The sequence below is a fragment of the Paenibacillus alvei DSM 29 genome, assembly GCF_000293805.1.
Lineage (GTDB): Bacteria > Bacillota > Bacilli > Paenibacillales > Paenibacillaceae > Paenibacillus_B > Paenibacillus_B alvei.
The window spans coordinates 220,652-237,197 of record NZ_AMBZ01000007.1 but is presented as its reverse complement, the minus strand read 5'-3'; the positions used below and the strand labels follow the sequence as shown (position 1 = coordinate 237,197).

15 protein-coding genes are annotated in these 16,546 nt (G+C 47.3%); 3 read left to right on the top strand and 12 right to left on the bottom strand.

Annotation, left to right across the window (positions count from 1 at the left end; genetic code table 11):
* Window positions 1–16 precede the first annotated feature (16 nt).
* The 9 genes from PAV_RS22355 to PAV_RS22315 form a co-directional block, all read right to left on the bottom strand.
* A complete protein-coding gene (locus tag PAV_RS22355) occupies window positions 17–3,199 on the bottom strand; it encodes a family 10 glycosylhydrolase (protein ID WP_005550037.1) in 3,183 nt (1,060 codons plus the stop codon).
* A 350-nt stretch (window positions 3,200–3,549) separates the two neighbouring features.
* Complete coding sequence (locus PAV_RS22350; protein WP_005550036.1) at window positions 3,550–3,786, bottom strand: hypothetical protein; 237 nt, start codon at window positions 3,784–3,786, stop codon at window positions 3,550–3,552.
* Window positions 3,783–4,115, bottom strand: coding sequence for a YbjQ family protein (locus tag PAV_RS22345; RefSeq protein ID WP_005550035.1), 333 nt, complete (start codon window positions 4,113–4,115; stop codon window positions 3,783–3,785). Before PAV_RS22345 ends, PAV_RS22350 begins: the two co-directional genes overlap by 4 nt.
* Window positions 4,116–4,301: 186 nt before the next feature.
* Window positions 4,302–4,505, bottom strand: a complete 204-nt coding sequence (locus PAV_RS22340) for a hypothetical protein (RefSeq protein WP_005550033.1) — start codon at window positions 4,503–4,505, stop codon at window positions 4,302–4,304.
* Entirely contained in the window at window positions 4,502–4,705 is a 204-nt protein-coding gene (locus PAV_RS22335; protein WP_005550030.1) for a helix-turn-helix transcriptional regulator, read from the bottom strand. Before PAV_RS22335 ends, PAV_RS22340 begins: the two co-directional genes overlap by 4 nt.
* 232 nt (window positions 4,706–4,937) lie before the next feature.
* The gene (locus PAV_RS22330; protein WP_005550029.1) at window positions 4,938–6,683 is read right to left on the bottom strand and encodes a methyl-accepting chemotaxis protein; all 1,746 of its coding nucleotides are present in this window, start codon (window positions 6,681–6,683) and stop codon (window positions 4,938–4,940) included.
* 259 nt (window positions 6,684–6,942) lie between these two features.
* A complete protein-coding gene (locus PAV_RS22325) occupies window positions 6,943–7,836 on the bottom strand; it encodes a hypothetical protein (RefSeq protein WP_005550028.1) in 894 nt (297 codons plus the stop codon).
* Window positions 7,837–7,970: 134 nt separating this feature from the next.
* The gene (locus PAV_RS22320; protein WP_005550027.1) at window positions 7,971–8,651 is read right to left on the bottom strand and encodes an AlkZ-related protein; all 681 of its coding nucleotides are present in this window, start codon (window positions 8,649–8,651) and stop codon (window positions 7,971–7,973) included.
* A gap of 74 nt (window positions 8,652–8,725) precedes the next feature.
* Entirely contained in the window at window positions 8,726–9,697 is a 972-nt protein-coding gene (locus tag PAV_RS22315) for a helix-turn-helix transcriptional regulator (protein WP_238555888.1), read from the bottom strand.
* A 223-nt stretch (window positions 9,698–9,920) separates the two neighbouring features.
* Between PAV_RS22315 and PAV_RS22310 the strand changes: the two genes are divergently transcribed.
* The 3 genes from PAV_RS22310 to PAV_RS22300 all read left to right on the top strand — a co-directional run bounded on the left by PAV_RS22310 (window position 9,921) and on the right by PAV_RS22300 (window position 14,315).
* The gene (locus PAV_RS22310) at window positions 9,921–11,030 is read left to right on the top strand and encodes a nitric oxide synthase oxygenase (protein ID WP_040736516.1); all 1,110 of its coding nucleotides are present in this window, start codon (window positions 9,921–9,923) and stop codon (window positions 11,028–11,030) included.
* A 224-nt stretch (window positions 11,031–11,254) separates the two neighbouring features.
* Window positions 11,255–13,765, top strand: coding sequence for an excinuclease ABC subunit UvrA (gene uvrA, locus PAV_RS22305; RefSeq protein WP_005550024.1), 2,511 nt, complete (start codon window positions 11,255–11,257; stop codon window positions 13,763–13,765).
* A 124-nt stretch (window positions 13,766–13,889) separates the two neighbouring features.
* Window positions 13,890–14,315 carry a MarR family winged helix-turn-helix transcriptional regulator gene (locus PAV_RS22300; protein ID WP_005550022.1) on the top strand — a complete coding sequence of 142 codons (426 nt, stop codon included), beginning with the start codon at window positions 13,890–13,892 and terminating at the stop codon, window positions 14,313–14,315.
* Between the two features lie 203 nt (window positions 14,316–14,518).
* Here the strand turns inward: PAV_RS22300 and PAV_RS22295 are convergent, their stop codons facing one another.
* From PAV_RS22295 to PAV_RS22285, 3 genes are all read right to left on the bottom strand, one after another.
* Window positions 14,519–15,364 (bottom strand): hypothetical protein, encoded by an 846-nt coding sequence (locus PAV_RS22295; protein ID WP_005550021.1) that lies wholly within the window; start codon window positions 15,362–15,364, stop codon window positions 14,519–14,521.
* Between the two features lie 111 nt (window positions 15,365–15,475).
* Complete coding sequence (locus tag PAV_RS22290; RefSeq protein WP_005550020.1) at window positions 15,476–15,901, bottom strand: thiol-disulfide oxidoreductase DCC family protein; 426 nt, start codon at window positions 15,899–15,901, stop codon at window positions 15,476–15,478.
* A gap of 47 nt (window positions 15,902–15,948) precedes the next feature.
* Window positions 15,949–16,509 carry a helix-turn-helix domain-containing protein gene (locus PAV_RS22285; protein ID WP_005550018.1) on the bottom strand — a complete coding sequence of 187 codons (561 nt, stop codon included), beginning with the start codon at window positions 16,507–16,509 and terminating at the stop codon, window positions 15,949–15,951.
* Between the last annotated feature and the right edge of the window lie 37 nt (window positions 16,510–16,546).

Genomic DNA, 16,546 nt, shown 5'->3' with positions numbered 1-16,546 from the left:
TAGGAAGCTCACTGCTTCATTTCATTAACACGTGGATTTGCAGCGTTCCCTGCAAAAATCTTCCGCATTTAACAGTTATGGTCGCAGTACCGGGTTGTTTTGCATTTACCCGGCCATCCTCCCCAACAGACATTATCGAAGATGAACTGCTGGTAAATCGGAGATCGCTGGTCATCTCGAACCGATCACCGTTCTTCGCAATGCCATATACTTTTATTTGCTGCTGCTGTCCAACAACCATTCTCGCATCAGCCTTTATTTCGATTGACACAAGCGTTTGATTCCATATCGTTTTAGATTGACTTATGTTACTTTCGTTGTGGAGCCGATCAGCAGCGGTTACCGCATACGAATACTGCTTTCCGGGATTGCTTGTCGTGTCTAGGTAAAACTGATACATCCCATTTATTTTCCGAATCGTTGTTAATATGTTCTTCGGATCGTTAATGTCAATTGCTGTATTGCCTTCGGCCCGATATATCACGTAATAAGCTGCTGAGCTGTTCTTTGCATCCTCCCAGGACAGGTGCACACCCTGACCTGTTACATGCGCAGCCGTAAGCTTGGGTACAGGCGGGGTATTGGCTGGCAGCCATGGCATCTCGGGAACAAGCGCCTTAAAGCGATAGCTCTCTCCACTTAGCCGATCCTTCAAACCAAGGGGATTGTTAAGGATATCCGTCGTGCTAAAATGCATGCTGCCCTTCACCACGTCGAAATTAAGCAGGTACTTCAGTTGATTAGGAAGCTCATCTGGATTGAGCCATGCTGGCGTATTGGGATCGTTTACCTTATAATCGGCATGACCAATATAGAGCTGAGTGTGCGTACCTTCAGTTTCCTTCACCCACCAGTCCACAAGCTTCTCAAAAGCCGCTGGAGTAAAGCCAAAATACCAATAAATTTGCGGAGTAATATAATCAATCCAGCCCTTTTGAATCCATAAGCGGGTATCTGCATAAAGGTCATCATAGTTCTCTACACCAGCTGTCGTGTCCGATCCAGTCGGATCTGTCGCTTTATTGCGCCATACTCCAAATGGGCTAATGCCGAACTTCATGTAAGGCTTCACTTGCTTCATTTCCTTCGACAATTCCTCAATGAAGGCATTCACATTGTTGCGTCTCCAATCCGTAATGTCGGGAAACCCAGCCCCATAGTTCTGATAAGTCTCCCGATCCGGAAAGTCTACCCCATCTACCTTGTACGGATAGAAGTAATCATCGAAGTGAACCGCATCGATATCATAATTGTTGACAACCTCCATAACGCTGTCGATGACAAAGCCCTTCGCCTCAGGTACGCCTGGATTGAAATAAAGCTTCCCTCCGTAGGTGATAACCCAATCAGGATGCAGTCTTGCAGGATGATCGGCAACCAATTTTGTAACGTCTGACTGCATGCTGACACGATAGGGATTGAACCAAGCGTGGAATTCCATATTGCGCTTATGTGCTTCCTCAATCATGAACTGAAGCGGATTGTATCCCGGATCCTTACCCTGTACGCCAGTCAGCCATTCTGACCATGGCGCGTACTTCGAAGGGTAGAATGCATCAGCAGTCGGCTTGATTTGCATCACAACCGCATTCATTCCTGCCGCTTCCAGTTCATTTAACAGCTGAATAAAATCACGCTTCTGTTCTTTCTCCGTTACAACACCCTCTCGCGGCCAGTCGATATTGACGACTGAAGCAATCCAAGCCGCTCGCAATTGGCGCTTGGGAGGTGATGAATTCTTATTAACGACAAGCGTGAAATCCGCTGTCTTTCCTCTGTAAGTAGCTGAAATGGAGCTAATTCCAACTTGAAGCGCAGCTATGACACCAGTTGCATCTACCGTCGCTGTCTTCGGCTGACTTGTCTTGAACATCACACTGCTTGTCACCTCTTGCGATGTGCCATTTGAGTAGTAAGCTGTCACTTTCCCTTGCAAGGACTCGCCAATAGTCATTGCGCGAAGTCCAGACAGTTCAATTTTCTCCAGCTTCGGCTGCGCCGCAACAACCGTTAGCTCATAAGAGGAAGTCAGCTCGCCATATACCGCCTTCATCACGCTCGTACCACTCTCCAAGGCAGTGACCATGCCATCTGCATCAATGGAAGCCACCTTCGGATTGCTGCTGTAATATGTGATTCCATCAAGCATAGCAACAGGCTTCGGTGTACTTTCGTAGCGCGCAAATGCATTGGTTTTTACACGTTGACCGATATCCATGAGCGGATTTCCATACAGGCTCAATTGCTGCATGGCTGGTGCGCTGCTGGTGACAGCAACTTCATATACCGAGTCTGGAGCCTGCAAATATTGAATGGTTAACTTTGCACGTCCTTCACCTACTCCTGTTATGGTATGATCAGCATTCACTCGTACAATCGAAACATCACTGCTTACAAGTACTGCATCCTTGGTTACATCTGCTTGCTCTACTGCTCCAGCATATGTTGCCAATACCTGAACCCGCTTGGTTTCCCCCGTCTGCAAGGGCGGTAAACCGGCAACAGTAACTTCATAGACAGTAGTCGCTCCATAGAAAGCCCGCAAACTATCGAAAGAAATAGCTCCGCTATTTTTGTTCCGATCATTCGTTTCTACCACATACAACTGGTTCAGTTTAATAGGCTGGACTAGATTCGTAGGCATGTTTGCCGTAACATACCTCCATCCCTCCCAACTCAGCCCGATGCTGGTTGTAAAGTCTATTGTAGGCCTTGCTCCTGTTCCGTCCTGCAATTGAGCTCGCAGCCAATGTTTATTTCCATCTCCATATACCCAAACACCGATTGTAGAAGGATAGCCGATTAATTCCCGACCTGCTCCACCAGAAGCATTTAAGAAATTCAGATAGGCTGCGGATGTTCCTGATGTATCAGTGAAATCATAGGTGAGCTTGACGGCATGCTCATCATGCTGCACAGCATCCGGCCTAGAGGTTAAGATTGCCTTAACAGAGCCCGGCACTGCTCGAGCGGATGATGCCGTTAATTGTTGAAGCTGCTCGAAGTCATCAATTAACAGGGAGGAAGCAGCGCTTTCGAGATTAGGCAACATAGCCTGTTCATCGGCCTCTTCAGAAGATGGTGTCGGTGACGCTTCTGAGGAATTTATCGCGTAAGCGTTTACAATTGTGCTGAACATAAACATGACCGACAGCATTACCATGAGCATAATGCGAGCCCGTTTCCTTGCATGATGCAACGTTAATTCCCTCCTTCTTGATTAAGAAATGAGAATATCATCAGACAGCTCTAGATGGATGAAATATAATTTCACAATTTTTAACAACTTAAGTTTAAAAGATTTCAACACTCGTGTATATAGCGACAAAAGTTTTCTTTTGTCTAATTATGTAGGCCCACGGAAGCAATCCTTTGCACCCGCCATTTATATCCATAAAGACAAAAAGCCGAAGCCTTTAATCAAGAGACTTACAGGAAGACGAACTTCCTGTAAGCCTCCAATCAGCTTCGGTTACATCGTTACATATGAACTTGTCATTTACAAAATCGTAGATGAAGCATTGTTTAATCATTGCAGAAGAAGGACGATCATTTTGTAATTTTCTCCGAATGATACCACCGCTGTCCCGTGCTGGGATTGTAATACACAGTTACCTTCCTCCCCGTTGATGGATCCACGCTAATTTCCGATGTCTCGATATATCCTTCCGGCACCTTGTCCTCCGCATTAGCCTCATGCCTGCGATCTCGAAAAGCAGATACAATGAGTATGACGATGAAAAAGGCAATCTGTATGGAAAAATAAACGATTAAGAACGTTGTCATTTCACATCACGCTTGGGGCGAATCGTAACTGCCGTGCCATAGGCGACAATCTCACTCATATTGCGGCCGACCTCTCCAGAGTCGAAGCGCATCATTATGATTGCATCTGCTCCCATAGCTTGCGCATTCGCAACTAAGCGATCTATCGCTTGCCTACGCGCATCCTCCAGCATCTCGGTGTACTGCTTAATCTCGCCGCCTACAAGGCCCTTCAATCCAGCCGCAATGTCCTTCCCCAATCCTCTCGCCCGAACGGTCAAGCCAAATACCGTTCCGAGAACTTCCTTCACCTCATAATCTGGCACATGTTCTGTTGTTACAATAATCATCGATTAGCCCCTCCTCAACCGCACCTTATACTGACAGTATCTCTTAATGATAAGTTGACCATAATACGGTTGAGGATTCATTTTCGTTCAAACCTAGTTAAAAAACAATTAAGTTAACATAATAATTATTATGTATATAAAATTCACTAGAATGATGTACCCAAATATAAGTCCTAGTTGCAAGCACTACATTGTTCTTCGTTTAAAATAAACTCTTGTCCACAAAAATATCGCATTCCCAATTAACAGAATCGTAAACTGCAACCCGCTGTTCCCCTTGTTCATGAGATCGTACAGCGCCCATACGAGCAAGGCTATCGTATAGAACACGTAGCCATTTTTTGCTGATTTGTCATTATGATAGCGTTCCATTTCATCTTGTTTTCTCATTTCAGTTCCTCCTCGTAAGTGAACAGCATGTCGACCGTGACCCCTAATGTGCGTGACAGCTTGAAGGCAAGTGCTAATGTTGGATCGTATTTGTCATTTTCGATCGCATTAATCGTCTGCCGGGTCACTTCACACCGTAGCGCCAGCTCTTGTTGTGACAAGCCCATACGCTTCCGCAGCTCTGTAATCTTGTTTTTCATAACGAGACCTACCCTCTCAAATGTAAAAAACATTTTACATTGTTTATTATAAGCAACTACGAAATAATGTCAAATATATTTTACATCGTTTTATTTTTTACGCCGATTTATTCACTTCTTTCCCCCTTGTGAAAGCTGTTGAAATGCCCACCCATCTCGCTTGTGAAAGCTTATAACAAAAAGAACCCCTGCTCCTTAGGAGTGCAGGGGTTCAGGAATTCTTCTCGTCGTATTATATCGTGAACTTGAGCATTTCTGCTTGTAAGTCCTTCATTTTCCCATTCAATAGAGCGGCTGTATCTGATATTTCCTCTACGATAGCCAATTGTTCCTCGGACGCAGCGGCTACACTTTGCGTGTTCCCCGATGATTCCTTAGCAATTGAAGCCAAGTTATCAAGCGTGGCAGCTACCTCTTCAGTGCCGGCCGACATTTCCTCCGCTGCTGCGGATACTTCTTGAATCTGTTCCGTGACATGCTGCACAGCCTTCCAGATTTCTTGGAAATGCGCACCAGCCTCTTGAACGACAAGCGTTCCTTGCTCTGCCTGTTCCGCGCTTTCTCCCATCGCTTCAGCGAGTTCCTTCGTATGCATGACAACGGAGTTCAGCAGTTCGCCAATCTGTTCCGTGGAGACCTTTGTCTGCTCCGCCAGCTTGCGCACCTCCTGTGCCACAACCCCGAAGCCGCGTCCATGCTCTCCTGCCCGCGCCGCTTCAATTGAAGCATTAAGCGCCAGCAAATTCGTCTGCACGGCTACATTGCCGATAATGCTCACGATATGCTCAATCTTCTCCGATTGATCCGCCAATGATTGCGTAATGGCTACGGAACGGTTAACCGAGCTGCGAATCTGATCCATCTGCTGCATAGTCAACTGTACAACCTGATTACCTTGATCGACCGATACTGCAGCGTCATGACTAAGTTCAGAAACAGTCGAGGAGGATTCCGCTATTCGCTGTATGCCGATTGCAATCTCTTCCATGGCCGCTTTACTTTCTTCCGCACCTTGCATCTGCGTTTCGGAACCGGTAGCCACTTCCTGGATCGATCCGGATATTTCATAGCTTGACTGCGCTGTTTGCTCCGCGATCATGGTCAAATGATGAGAAGATTCGGCAACATGATTAGCAGTTGTCTTCGCATTCGTTATTAAGTGCTTAATTTGAGCGATCATGACATTGAAGCTGTCTGCCAGGACTCCAATCTCATCCTTGGAATGAACGGGAATAGACACGGTCAAATCCCCGCCTGCCACTTGCTTCGACAATTTCGACAGTTGCTTGAGCGGACTTATTAATCGGCGGATCAAAAAGGCAATAATGATGATGAACACTGCTCCTACCCCTGTGCCGATGCCTATCGCTTTCCACAGCATCCCATTCAGATCAGCCTTAACCTTATTGTTATTGAAATCTACTGCAAAAACGGCCACCGTCTCACCTTTATCGTTGTGAATCGGCTTAACGACCGTGATCCATTCTCCGCCAAGATCTTCATACGCATCACTGAACCCGATTCCGGATTTCTCCATGGTACGTACCGCTTCAAACAGGGCCGGCTTCAATTCATAATCGCTGCCAGGCTTGTTGCCTAATTGTTCAAAATCATGGCTTCCCTGCAGCACCTTCATGTACGATTTCCCGTCTTTTTCCGTTACTTCCGGAAACAGCAAATAGACGTAGTTAATAAAATTGTCCCGAACCATTACGTTCAAATTGTCACGTATCCACTCAATGTTTTCGTCATTGGAATATTGCGATGCTCCCATTGACTTCAGCTTGCCTGCAGCGCTCGCAATACCATCGTTTTCAATTTCAATTTGCCTTGTCAGCGTAGTGTGAAGGGATAACATCTCATCATTATAAATTCCCCGCTCCATCCAATAAGAAGTCGTCGTAAATACAACGCACATGAGAGCAAGCAAAATTGTCATCCCGATGACTGACTTCATGACTAAACTTTTGTGCTTCATCCAAATAAGCCCCCTTTTGACTGGTACGCAGGTTACATACGGGAGTCATTCGTATTACGAATACAAATTCATATGCACCACTTACGTATTAGCTGACCGAACAAAGTATGCCAACGAGCTATATATCGTCATATTTCGACAAAAATGAATAGATATGCTCTAAATTTAGTGGAATAATTATAGATTGCACAACATTTTTTTCCAAACATGCAAAGAACCTTACCGTTAATCCGGTAAGGTTCTTTCCTTCCACTACAATTCACGTGTTCAACCAACCATATGACCGTAACGTCAACAGCCGATTTACGGTCACGCTCCCTCGCCACTCCATCTCGCCAGCGGTACTCACGGCAGGCCAGCTGATCGGCCAACCTCCATCTTCCTGCTGTTCACCAACTAATGCCATCAAATGTTCTTCAATTTCGTTATCTGCGATAAATTGAGCGCAATAGCTCTCGCGCATAGGTGCCCAATCCAGCACTTTATGTACATACCCCTCTGCCTTCGTATTACGTTCAATAACGCCGGGCTGCCGCAGCCAATCGTTAACCTTCTGCAAAGCCTCCCCCGCTCTTTCCCTATCCGGATGAGCTGTCAAAAAGGAAATATACTGAATATTGCTGTGATAGTCAGCGCATTCTGCCGTCTTCAGTTGACTCCACATAAACTGCTCAGCTTGCTTAAACCAGCCTTTTTGCATAATTTCGGGAGCTGCCTGCTGCTTCATCAGATAGCCGAGAATATGTCCCGTGGGGTTCACGGAAGCGCAACCGTCATCGGATACAGTCCACCATGGCGCATGGGGATAATCGTTCGCCGACATCAGAATTAAAGGGAATCCTCCCGTACTTGTTACCGAAATCGATTCCAAATAGCGGCCTATTCCTGCTAAAATATCAGCATCATATTCATCGATTTCACCCATGATCGAAAGTGCCATTTCAGTGGGTACAGGCTGGCTGTGCGGACAACGAATATCTGGCTCTAAGGCTTGACCGAATCCGCCATCTTCATTTTGGAAGCCCTTGAGTGCAAGGATTACCGCCTCCTTACTCCCCTTGTTAAAATGATATTCAAACCGTCTTCGATCCAAAAGTCTCGCATTCTTGTGAACAAATCGCTGCGCACGAATGAAACTATCAACATCCAACATTTTATCAACTCCATTTATATTTAATGTGATTAATATATTTCATTTTCCGGTCTTTATTGACCTCTTTCTTTCACACGAATTGCCGTTCAAGGTTTCGCTGATGGACGAAACGCTTTATTTAATTACGTTAATATTCATGGCTGCAATAACTTAGTGAAGTACGCAAGCGCGTCGGAAGTCACCGAACTAGCAAGCCTTTCCTGAAGCTGCTGCCTCGCCTCATGAGCATTTATCGTTAATGCTTCGATTCCTAATTGCTCCATCCAATGATCGATCGTTTCATATGACGTGCTATTCCAGCCGTTAACTTCGCCTGCATCATTGCGTCGTTCCGTCACTCCTGAAATGACGATGTCCATTTTGCCCTGCAGCTCGTTCAACGCGTTATCGAATACCTTTTTCTGGTCTGGAGATTTCATATCTGCCTTCATCCGGAGCACCCTAGTATCAATCCCTGGATGTTCGGCGATGATGGCGTACAATAGCTTCGCTTCGGGCGACATTAATCCCGCCTCATATCGCTCCCTCACCGTACGTAGGCTCCCAACAATCGCGTTCCTGACAAGTGGCACTAAATCAATGGATATGAATACTCCTTTCTTTTTGAAAAACTTTCCATAAGCGGCAACGCCATCTCCAGGAAATCGAACTCGCCAGCGCCACGGATCTGCCTCCGTATCACTGTGCCATTGCTTCTTCTCCGTCACACTGACTAGCGAGGGATGATTCGGCGCGAGGTTGGCCAGCGGCAATATGCCTACATGGCGAATAAGTTCAACTGCCTCTTCATAACTTTGAATCTGGTTCGCATTCATACTCTATTCCTTCCCTTCTTATACATGCTCAACACGCATCAACAACATCCGTTCACCCGTTATACCATTTCGTATTATATGGTACGGGCATACCGTTCGCTGACCTGACTTGCATGCTGATGAATGGCTGCGCGCAATTCGTCAGGCTCCAGCACCTCTGCATCCAGTCCCAGTCCATAAAAGAAACGCTGAGCCCACTCCCATTCAGATCGGGGACAGCTAAAATCAACCTCCCCCATATCTTCGCCTGTATCATGGACATACTCCCCGATATGCTCATCCTGCTCCGCAAGCAGCATGCCGCGATATGTTAGTTTCGCCCTTACCCTTATAGAACCTGTATCCTTCTCCCCATCGGAGATAGTGTGCTTATTGGAAATACTTTGACCTTCCAGTTCCCTGAACACCTCATCATCCACAACCGCTATCTGCGACATCCGGTCTACTCGAAATGCTCGATCCTCTCCATGCGTTGGGGAGTACGCGTCACAGTACCAGAAGCCGTGCGCAGAATAAATCCGATTCGGCTGCAAATATAACCAGCGCTCATGCTTCTGCGATCGATAGTACACATGAAGCCACACTGGCTTCGGCTGTGCAATATGCTCCAGCAGTTGCTTTAATTGAGGAGCACGATAATTCCTCGCTGGAACCGACAGCTCGATTCTCTCCAATATCGGTTCCACTTCTGTCAGCACCTCAATGGACACGATCTGCTTCAGTTTGTCCATTACAGTCCAGCGCTCTTGATTGAAAGGCGAGTCGGGAAGCTGAGTCATCCCTTGCAGGGCGAAGAGCACCGTTAATGCCTCTGTTGTCGTTAATTGAAGCGGCTGTAACGTGTACCCCTCCATCAACCGATAGCCGCCGGTTGAACCCGAAGTCGCATACAACGGTACACCCATTTCTCCTAATGCCTGCATGTCGCGGATTATGGTGCGGCGGGATACCTCAAACTTTTCCGCAAGCGACTGAGCCGTTTCGGGACGCTGCTGAAGGGCGATAATGATAGCGGTTAATCGATCAATTTTTCTCAAGAGATTCACCTTATCTGGATTATTTTAACTGTATTGTTTTGATTATATCACGCGAATGGTGACAGCTTGTGTGTCACCATTCATGATCGGAGCATGATTTTTTCGTACCCGAAACAGGCGAAATTGTTACATCTCATCGACATCGTCCTAAACGATGCTTACCAATCCGCCGGAATCTGATATAGTTAATCCGATACATAACGGCGAGAGCCGCAAGGAAGGACATCGGAAGATGAATGTACAATCGAAGCAAGGGCTTCTCGAAGAAGCTGCGAAATTTATTAGGCAATGCTACCAAGAGCTCGGCAAATCTCCTGCAGACATTAATGAGCGCCTATCACGGATAGAGTCCGACATTCTGCAAACGGGCACTTACTCGCATACGACAGAGGAGCTATCACATGGAGCTAAGATGGCTTGGCGCAACAGTAACCGCTGTATTGGACGCCTGTTCTGGTCATCCTTGCACGTGGTTGACGCGCGGCATTTAACGGAAGGGAAGCAGGTAGCTGATGCGCTCATCCATCATATTGAGTCGGCGACGAATGAAGGGCGAATACGTCCCACCATCACAATCTTCGCGCCGGCGCATCCAGACGGAACCCATCATGTTCGCATATGGAATCACCAGCTCATCCGCTATGCCGGCTATGAAACGGAGCAAGGGATGATTGGGGATCCGCACTCGCTTGCGTTTACCCAGATGTGCCAATCGCTTGGGTGGCAAGGAAAGAGAACGCCCTTCGACGTACTGCCGCTCATCATCCAGGCAGAAGCAAATCCGCCGCAGCTATTCGATATCCCGCGAGCTTGCATAATGGAGGTTCCTCTTGTCCATCCGGAGTTCGAATGGTTCGCCGAGCTGCAGCTGCGTTGGTACGCCGTCCCGATTATCTCGGACATGCGTCTCGATATCGGCGGCATATCTTATCCTGCGGCGCCATTTAATGGCTGGTACATGGGCACCGAGATCGGTGCGCGCAATCTGGCCGACGAAGCACGATATAATCTGCTTCCCGTGATTGCGGAGCACATGGGACTCTCTACTGCTTCAAATACAACTCTATGGAAAGACAGGGCGCTTGTTGAGCTCAATGCAGCGGTACTTCACTCCTTTAAGGAAGCGGGAGTAAGCATCGTAGACCATCATACTGCCGCGCAACAATTCGTCAGGTTCCAGGAGCAGGAACAGAGCTGCGAACGGGCTTATACGGGTGACTGGACTTGGCTGATTCCGCCGATGTCGCCTGCGTCAACGCCTATTTTTCACCAAAGCTACGATAATACGATCGTGAATCCGAACTTTTACTATCAATCTGCTCCGTATTCCGTAAGGCAATAAATGAAGATCAATCAAGGTCAGAGCTTGCTCGCTTATGCAGCCGAGCAGGCTTCTTCTTTTTCTTCCCCTCTCATATACGATCTATCAGCACAGCAACTTCATCTCATATCCTGCCGTTGCCGCTATTTGACATTGGGTTCGAACAGGACTATAGTAGTTTCTGCACACAATAGTTTCCTAATTCAACTATTTCCTGATTCCATTGATTAAGGAGTGAAATCAACATGACTGCATCATCACCCGATTGGATCGTCATCCAAGGAGCCCGGGAACATAACTTGAAGGATGTCACGGTTCGCTTTCCACGGAACCAATTGTCTGTTGTATCGGGCGTATCCGGCTCAGGTAAATCCACCCTTTTGCTCAATATCCTCGTCCAAGAAGGGGAACGCAAGTTTGTCAGTGCTTCTGGACATGCCGCGGACAATGTACAGCGGCCGGATTATGACAACATCTATGGCTTGTCACCAATCATCAGCGTTAGCCAACATCATCACAACTTCAGCCGACGCTCTACTGTCGGAACGTATAGTGAAATTTATACATACCTTCGCCTTTTATACACCGCTATTGGTGAACGAGCTTGCCCGCACTGCCATACGATATTCAACTATGCAGATATACGAACATCCCCTGTTCGCATGTCCGAAGAGAATCACATGCATCAAGAACAATATGCTTGCCCTTCCTGCGGACAACCAGTAGAAAATATAACAATGGCGCACTTCTCCTTTAATTCGCAGTTGGGTGCGTGCCCGACGTGTACCGGTCTTGGCGAACAAGTAGAGCCCATTCTCGATGCAATTGTACGTCCCGACTTGTCGATTCACGATGGCGGCATCCAAGTATGGAAAAAGGGCTTCTTGTGGCACTTTGCCCCGCTTCTCCTGCGTGCAGCCAAATATTATCGTCTTCCCTTGCTCGAAGAGGATCTTCAGCGGCCGATCGGCGAATTGCCGGACATCGTGCGTCACATGCTGCTGTACGGAACGGACGACCAACGCATTCGCGCACTTCGCCCTGACGCCCCTGCCCCATCCAATATGAAGCAGGGTAAATATGAGGGTGCCGTGAACAGCCTGCTGCGCCGGTATTACGAGGGTGACGATGACGAAGAATCACAGCAGGAATTCACACGCTTCCTACGAACGGTTCCATGCGGATCATGTCACGGATCGCGGTTGAATCCCGCCAGTCTTCACGTCCAAGTGCACAACACGCCGATCCACCATCTTATGTCCATGTCTCTAACGCAACTGCTGAATTGGCTGGAAGACTTGCCTTCTACTCTGCCTGAGCGCTACATCGAAGCGGCTCATCCTATCTGGATAGAATTGCTGGAACGTACGCAAAGTCTCATGAATACGGGAATGGATTATCTAACACTGGATCGAAGCTTTTCTAGCCTGTCTGGCGGCGAAGCGCAACGTATGCGGCTGTCCTCCTTGCTGAATTCGAGCTTGAGCGGCATGATCTGTGTACTTGATGAACCTACGGCAGGATTGCACCCGCAGGATACCGACAAGCTGATGCGTTCGATACGCAAGCTAACTGATCTAGGCAATACGGTAATCGTCATCGAACATGATATTGATGTGATCCGACAAGCGGACTATGTCGTAGACATTGGGCCAGGTGCTGGAGAGCTTGGGGGAAATTTGATGTTCCAAGGCAAGGTCAATGAGTTGATGCAGCATCCAGAATCGATGACGGCACGAAGCTTGCGGGGTTCTTTGGAGACGAACCAGTCAACTGCTCGCAGTTGGCATCGCGTATTAACGATCCGTGATGCGCATTCGAACAATTTGCAGCATAATACGGTAGATATTCCTCTAGGAATCCTTACCGTCATAGCAGGCGTATCGGGCTCAGGTAAATCCACTCTCGTATTGGAAGAGCTGCTCCCGCGAATTCAATCTTGCCATTTAACATCGTCTAAATCAGATCGAATAAGCGGACATGAGCATATCCAGCATCTCGTTGTTGTAGATCAGCAAGCAATGGGCAAAATATCCCGTTCCAATGCAGCGACGTATACAAAAGTTTTTGACGAGATTCGGGAATGGTTCAAGGAGCTTGCATCTCGACAAGGCTTGCGATTAAAAGCCTCAGACTTCTCCTTCAATGTAGCCGGAGGAAGATGTGAAACATGCAAAGGCACAGGCAGCATTAAAGTTCAAATGCACTTCATGGCCGATCGTTTCATTGCCTGCCCGACTTGCCAAGGCAAACGTTATCATGAGAAAATACTATCTGTGCAATGGCGCGGACACTCTATCGCTGATGTGCTTCAGTTAAGTATCGAGCAGGCGAGGGAACTATTCCGCGATAATCTGAAAATCGCAGCTAAGCTGAATTGCTTATGCGACATTGGCTTAGGGTATTTGCGATTGGGCCAGCCATCCAGTACTTTTTCAGGCGGTGAGGCTCAGCGGGTCAAGCTGGCTGCTGAGCTGTCCAATGCCAGAAGCGGTCATACGCTTTACATATTGGATGAACCATCAGTAGGATTGCACAATCAAGATACGAGTAAGCTGCTGGCAGTATTGAATCGCCTTGTCGATCGCGGGGACTCGGTTCTGCTCATCGAGCACCATACCCAACTTATCGCAAATGCTGATTGGGTGATCGAGCTTGGACCCGGAGGTGGACAGGCTGGAGGATCCGTTATCGCATTTGGAACTCCGGATGAGCTCCGCACCTGCAAAGAGTCGATTATTGGAGCATATTTATAAGCTCAACGCTTCTCCCGATGGGTCTGATGATGTCCACGAGACTACAGATGCAGATAAATGCAGCATCGAAGCTGACAATTAGATATGGCCATAGAAGATATGCACATAGAAAGGAAGGTTCTCCTTGTCAGAAAGACAATTATATGACTTCGAAACCGAATTTACGATGCTCCAGTGCAAACTGGCAGCCGAGCACAATCGATTTAACGTGGAAGGAATCACGTCCGCCCAATACAATATACTTGATCTGCTTAATACCAGCGGCCCAAGGACAACCCGAGAGCTTGCCGATGCGTTCCATGCATCGCTGTCAGCGATCTCAAAGCTGACAAAGAAGCTGATTGAGAAAAAGATGATTACCCAGACTCGAGACAAAAGCGATAGAAGGTACATGTACCATGATATCACCGTGGCGGGACTGGACTTTCTTAAAAAAGCAGCAGAATCCCGACATAGCATCATGGACGATATTCGGATTGCACTAAGCGAGGATGAGCTGACCCAGTTTGCTCGCCTATGTGGAAAAATAAATCAAACTATCCAAAAGTGACATTTGAAAGGTGCACCATGTAGTTCACTCATATTGTGCACCTTTAACACTTGGAATTCCGCTATTTCCCTAATGCAGTCTTATCTTTCTCATCCCTTGGATGCACGGAACCACGAACCAGCACCCCTAATTTTGACCCATCTTCGATTTCGTTCACCTAGCATCTTCAAATCATTTTTTAATAAATACAAGATGGTTTCGTTTCATCCTGCTCTGCTTCTTCGTGACCTCGGCCACGGAGCGAACAATAGCGTTACAGGCAGCAGTAGCAAGCCAACGATAAGCAGTGTCCAAATAACACTGTTCTGCATATTCAGCTCATGTTCAATAATCGCCTCCAACGACGATCCAACAACATACCCGCTTTCAATCCGTTCAGGCATGTCCTTCGGTGCGTATGGAGCCAGACCTGCATACAGGACGGAATCAGTACCTTCAGGAAAAGCCATCGGCTTTAGTTGCCCGTCCACTGCCTCACCGATAACGGTAACCTCCTCGCCATTTCGCACGCCTGCATAGCTTCGTGCCGTTTCCTTCTGACTCACAACAAGTATGTTACCATTCTCCACTGTTTGGTTTGAATCACGAAGTAAATCTTCTGGCAGCGGCACTTCCAGACCTGTCAGTCGGAATACAGAAGGTTGAAGCGAGATACCGTTTACCGACAGTCCATTGACATCACCAATCGTTGACGTCATAACAGCCACATACCTGCATTTGCGAGAATTACATGACCAATTGCGATCTTCCTTCACGAGAATCGCATAAGAGTCTGCCAAATAATCATCTCGAGCAGGGGCGCTTGATTTCAGTGTCCCCTTTATAGCAACTATGCCGCTCGTATCTGCAGTTATCGTTTGAACCGCAACCGCATGCTTTATATCCCTTTCCCACCCTTTTGACTCGCTGTAGATGATAGCGAAACCACTGAAAATGAGAATATCTGCAAGCAGAAAAAAAGAAACCACCCGCGTATCTTTCGAGTTTTGGTGCCCTTTCGTTGTGTACCTTGATGACGCTGGTTCGTCACGCTCGCTCTCACTCCCCATTTCCTTTTTTGCTAATGATCGAGAAAAATGAACAATTGCAGTTATATATGGATGCAAAATTACAACACAAACACAAAAACGCCCACTAGCTGCACATAAGGACGTTAGAGTCTACTTGTGTTTAACTGGCGGCTCCCCATTTAAAGGAATATCACAGCTGTCATAATTACATTGCCCGGCGGGAACAATGGTGCGCCTTGAAGCGATGTATGTATACAACTTTCCTCCTACTCCCAACTTCATACTAATCCAAACAAACGGACTAAAAAGCATGAGCATGGGTACTCGCATACAGAGAGCATGCACCGCCTCAATACCAGAGCGAATGCGTCCGCTGCCCGTTTCACGGACATGCATACTGGATATCAAATGATCGACGGATACTGATATCCGTTCTGTTACCTCGGGCTCGCGTATGGAGTAAAATTGCAGCACATGCAGCCAATCCCAGCGCTCCAGCTGCTTGCGTATCCCTGTGCATAACGGGCACCACCCGTCATAATATACTTCCAGCAACCAACGTGATTGTGTGTGCATCGTCTCCACCTACCTTTCCAGTCTTCTCCTATATGAATAACAGCATGTTACGAGTAAAATACCGTAAATTGCACGACCGCCTCTTCATCCCCTACATTGGCATACATATGCGTTTCGGTAGCTGAAAATTGAATCGAGTCAAATTGATGAAGTGTATACGTATCCTCCCCGATCGTCAATCGGATCGTGCCTGACATAACCGTTGCAATTTCCACGGTCCATGGGTGATTCGGTTCTGGCTCGTATACACAATTCGGCTTCAAACGTGCACGCAGCATTTCCATCTTTTCGCGCAAGTCCGTAAATACAGGCTCCAATATCCACTGCCCTGACTCGCTTTCATAAGTAGGGCCGTGGCCTGCACGCGAAATCCGTACCGACTTATCGGGCATGAGCAGCGTCATAAGCGGGACGGACAAGTGACGGGATATTTTCCACATCATTCCGATTGTCGGATTCGTATCCCCACGCTCGATATTCCCAAGAGTAAGCTTGCTTACCCCTGATAGAACGGCCAATTCTTCTAAGCTGAGCTGCTTGTCTTTTCTTAACTTCCGCAAATTCGCTCCTACCGATTGCATCAATTGCTTCGTTTCGTGTTCATTCATCGAATGTTTCCCCCAATTCAAACGAATAGTGTACAAT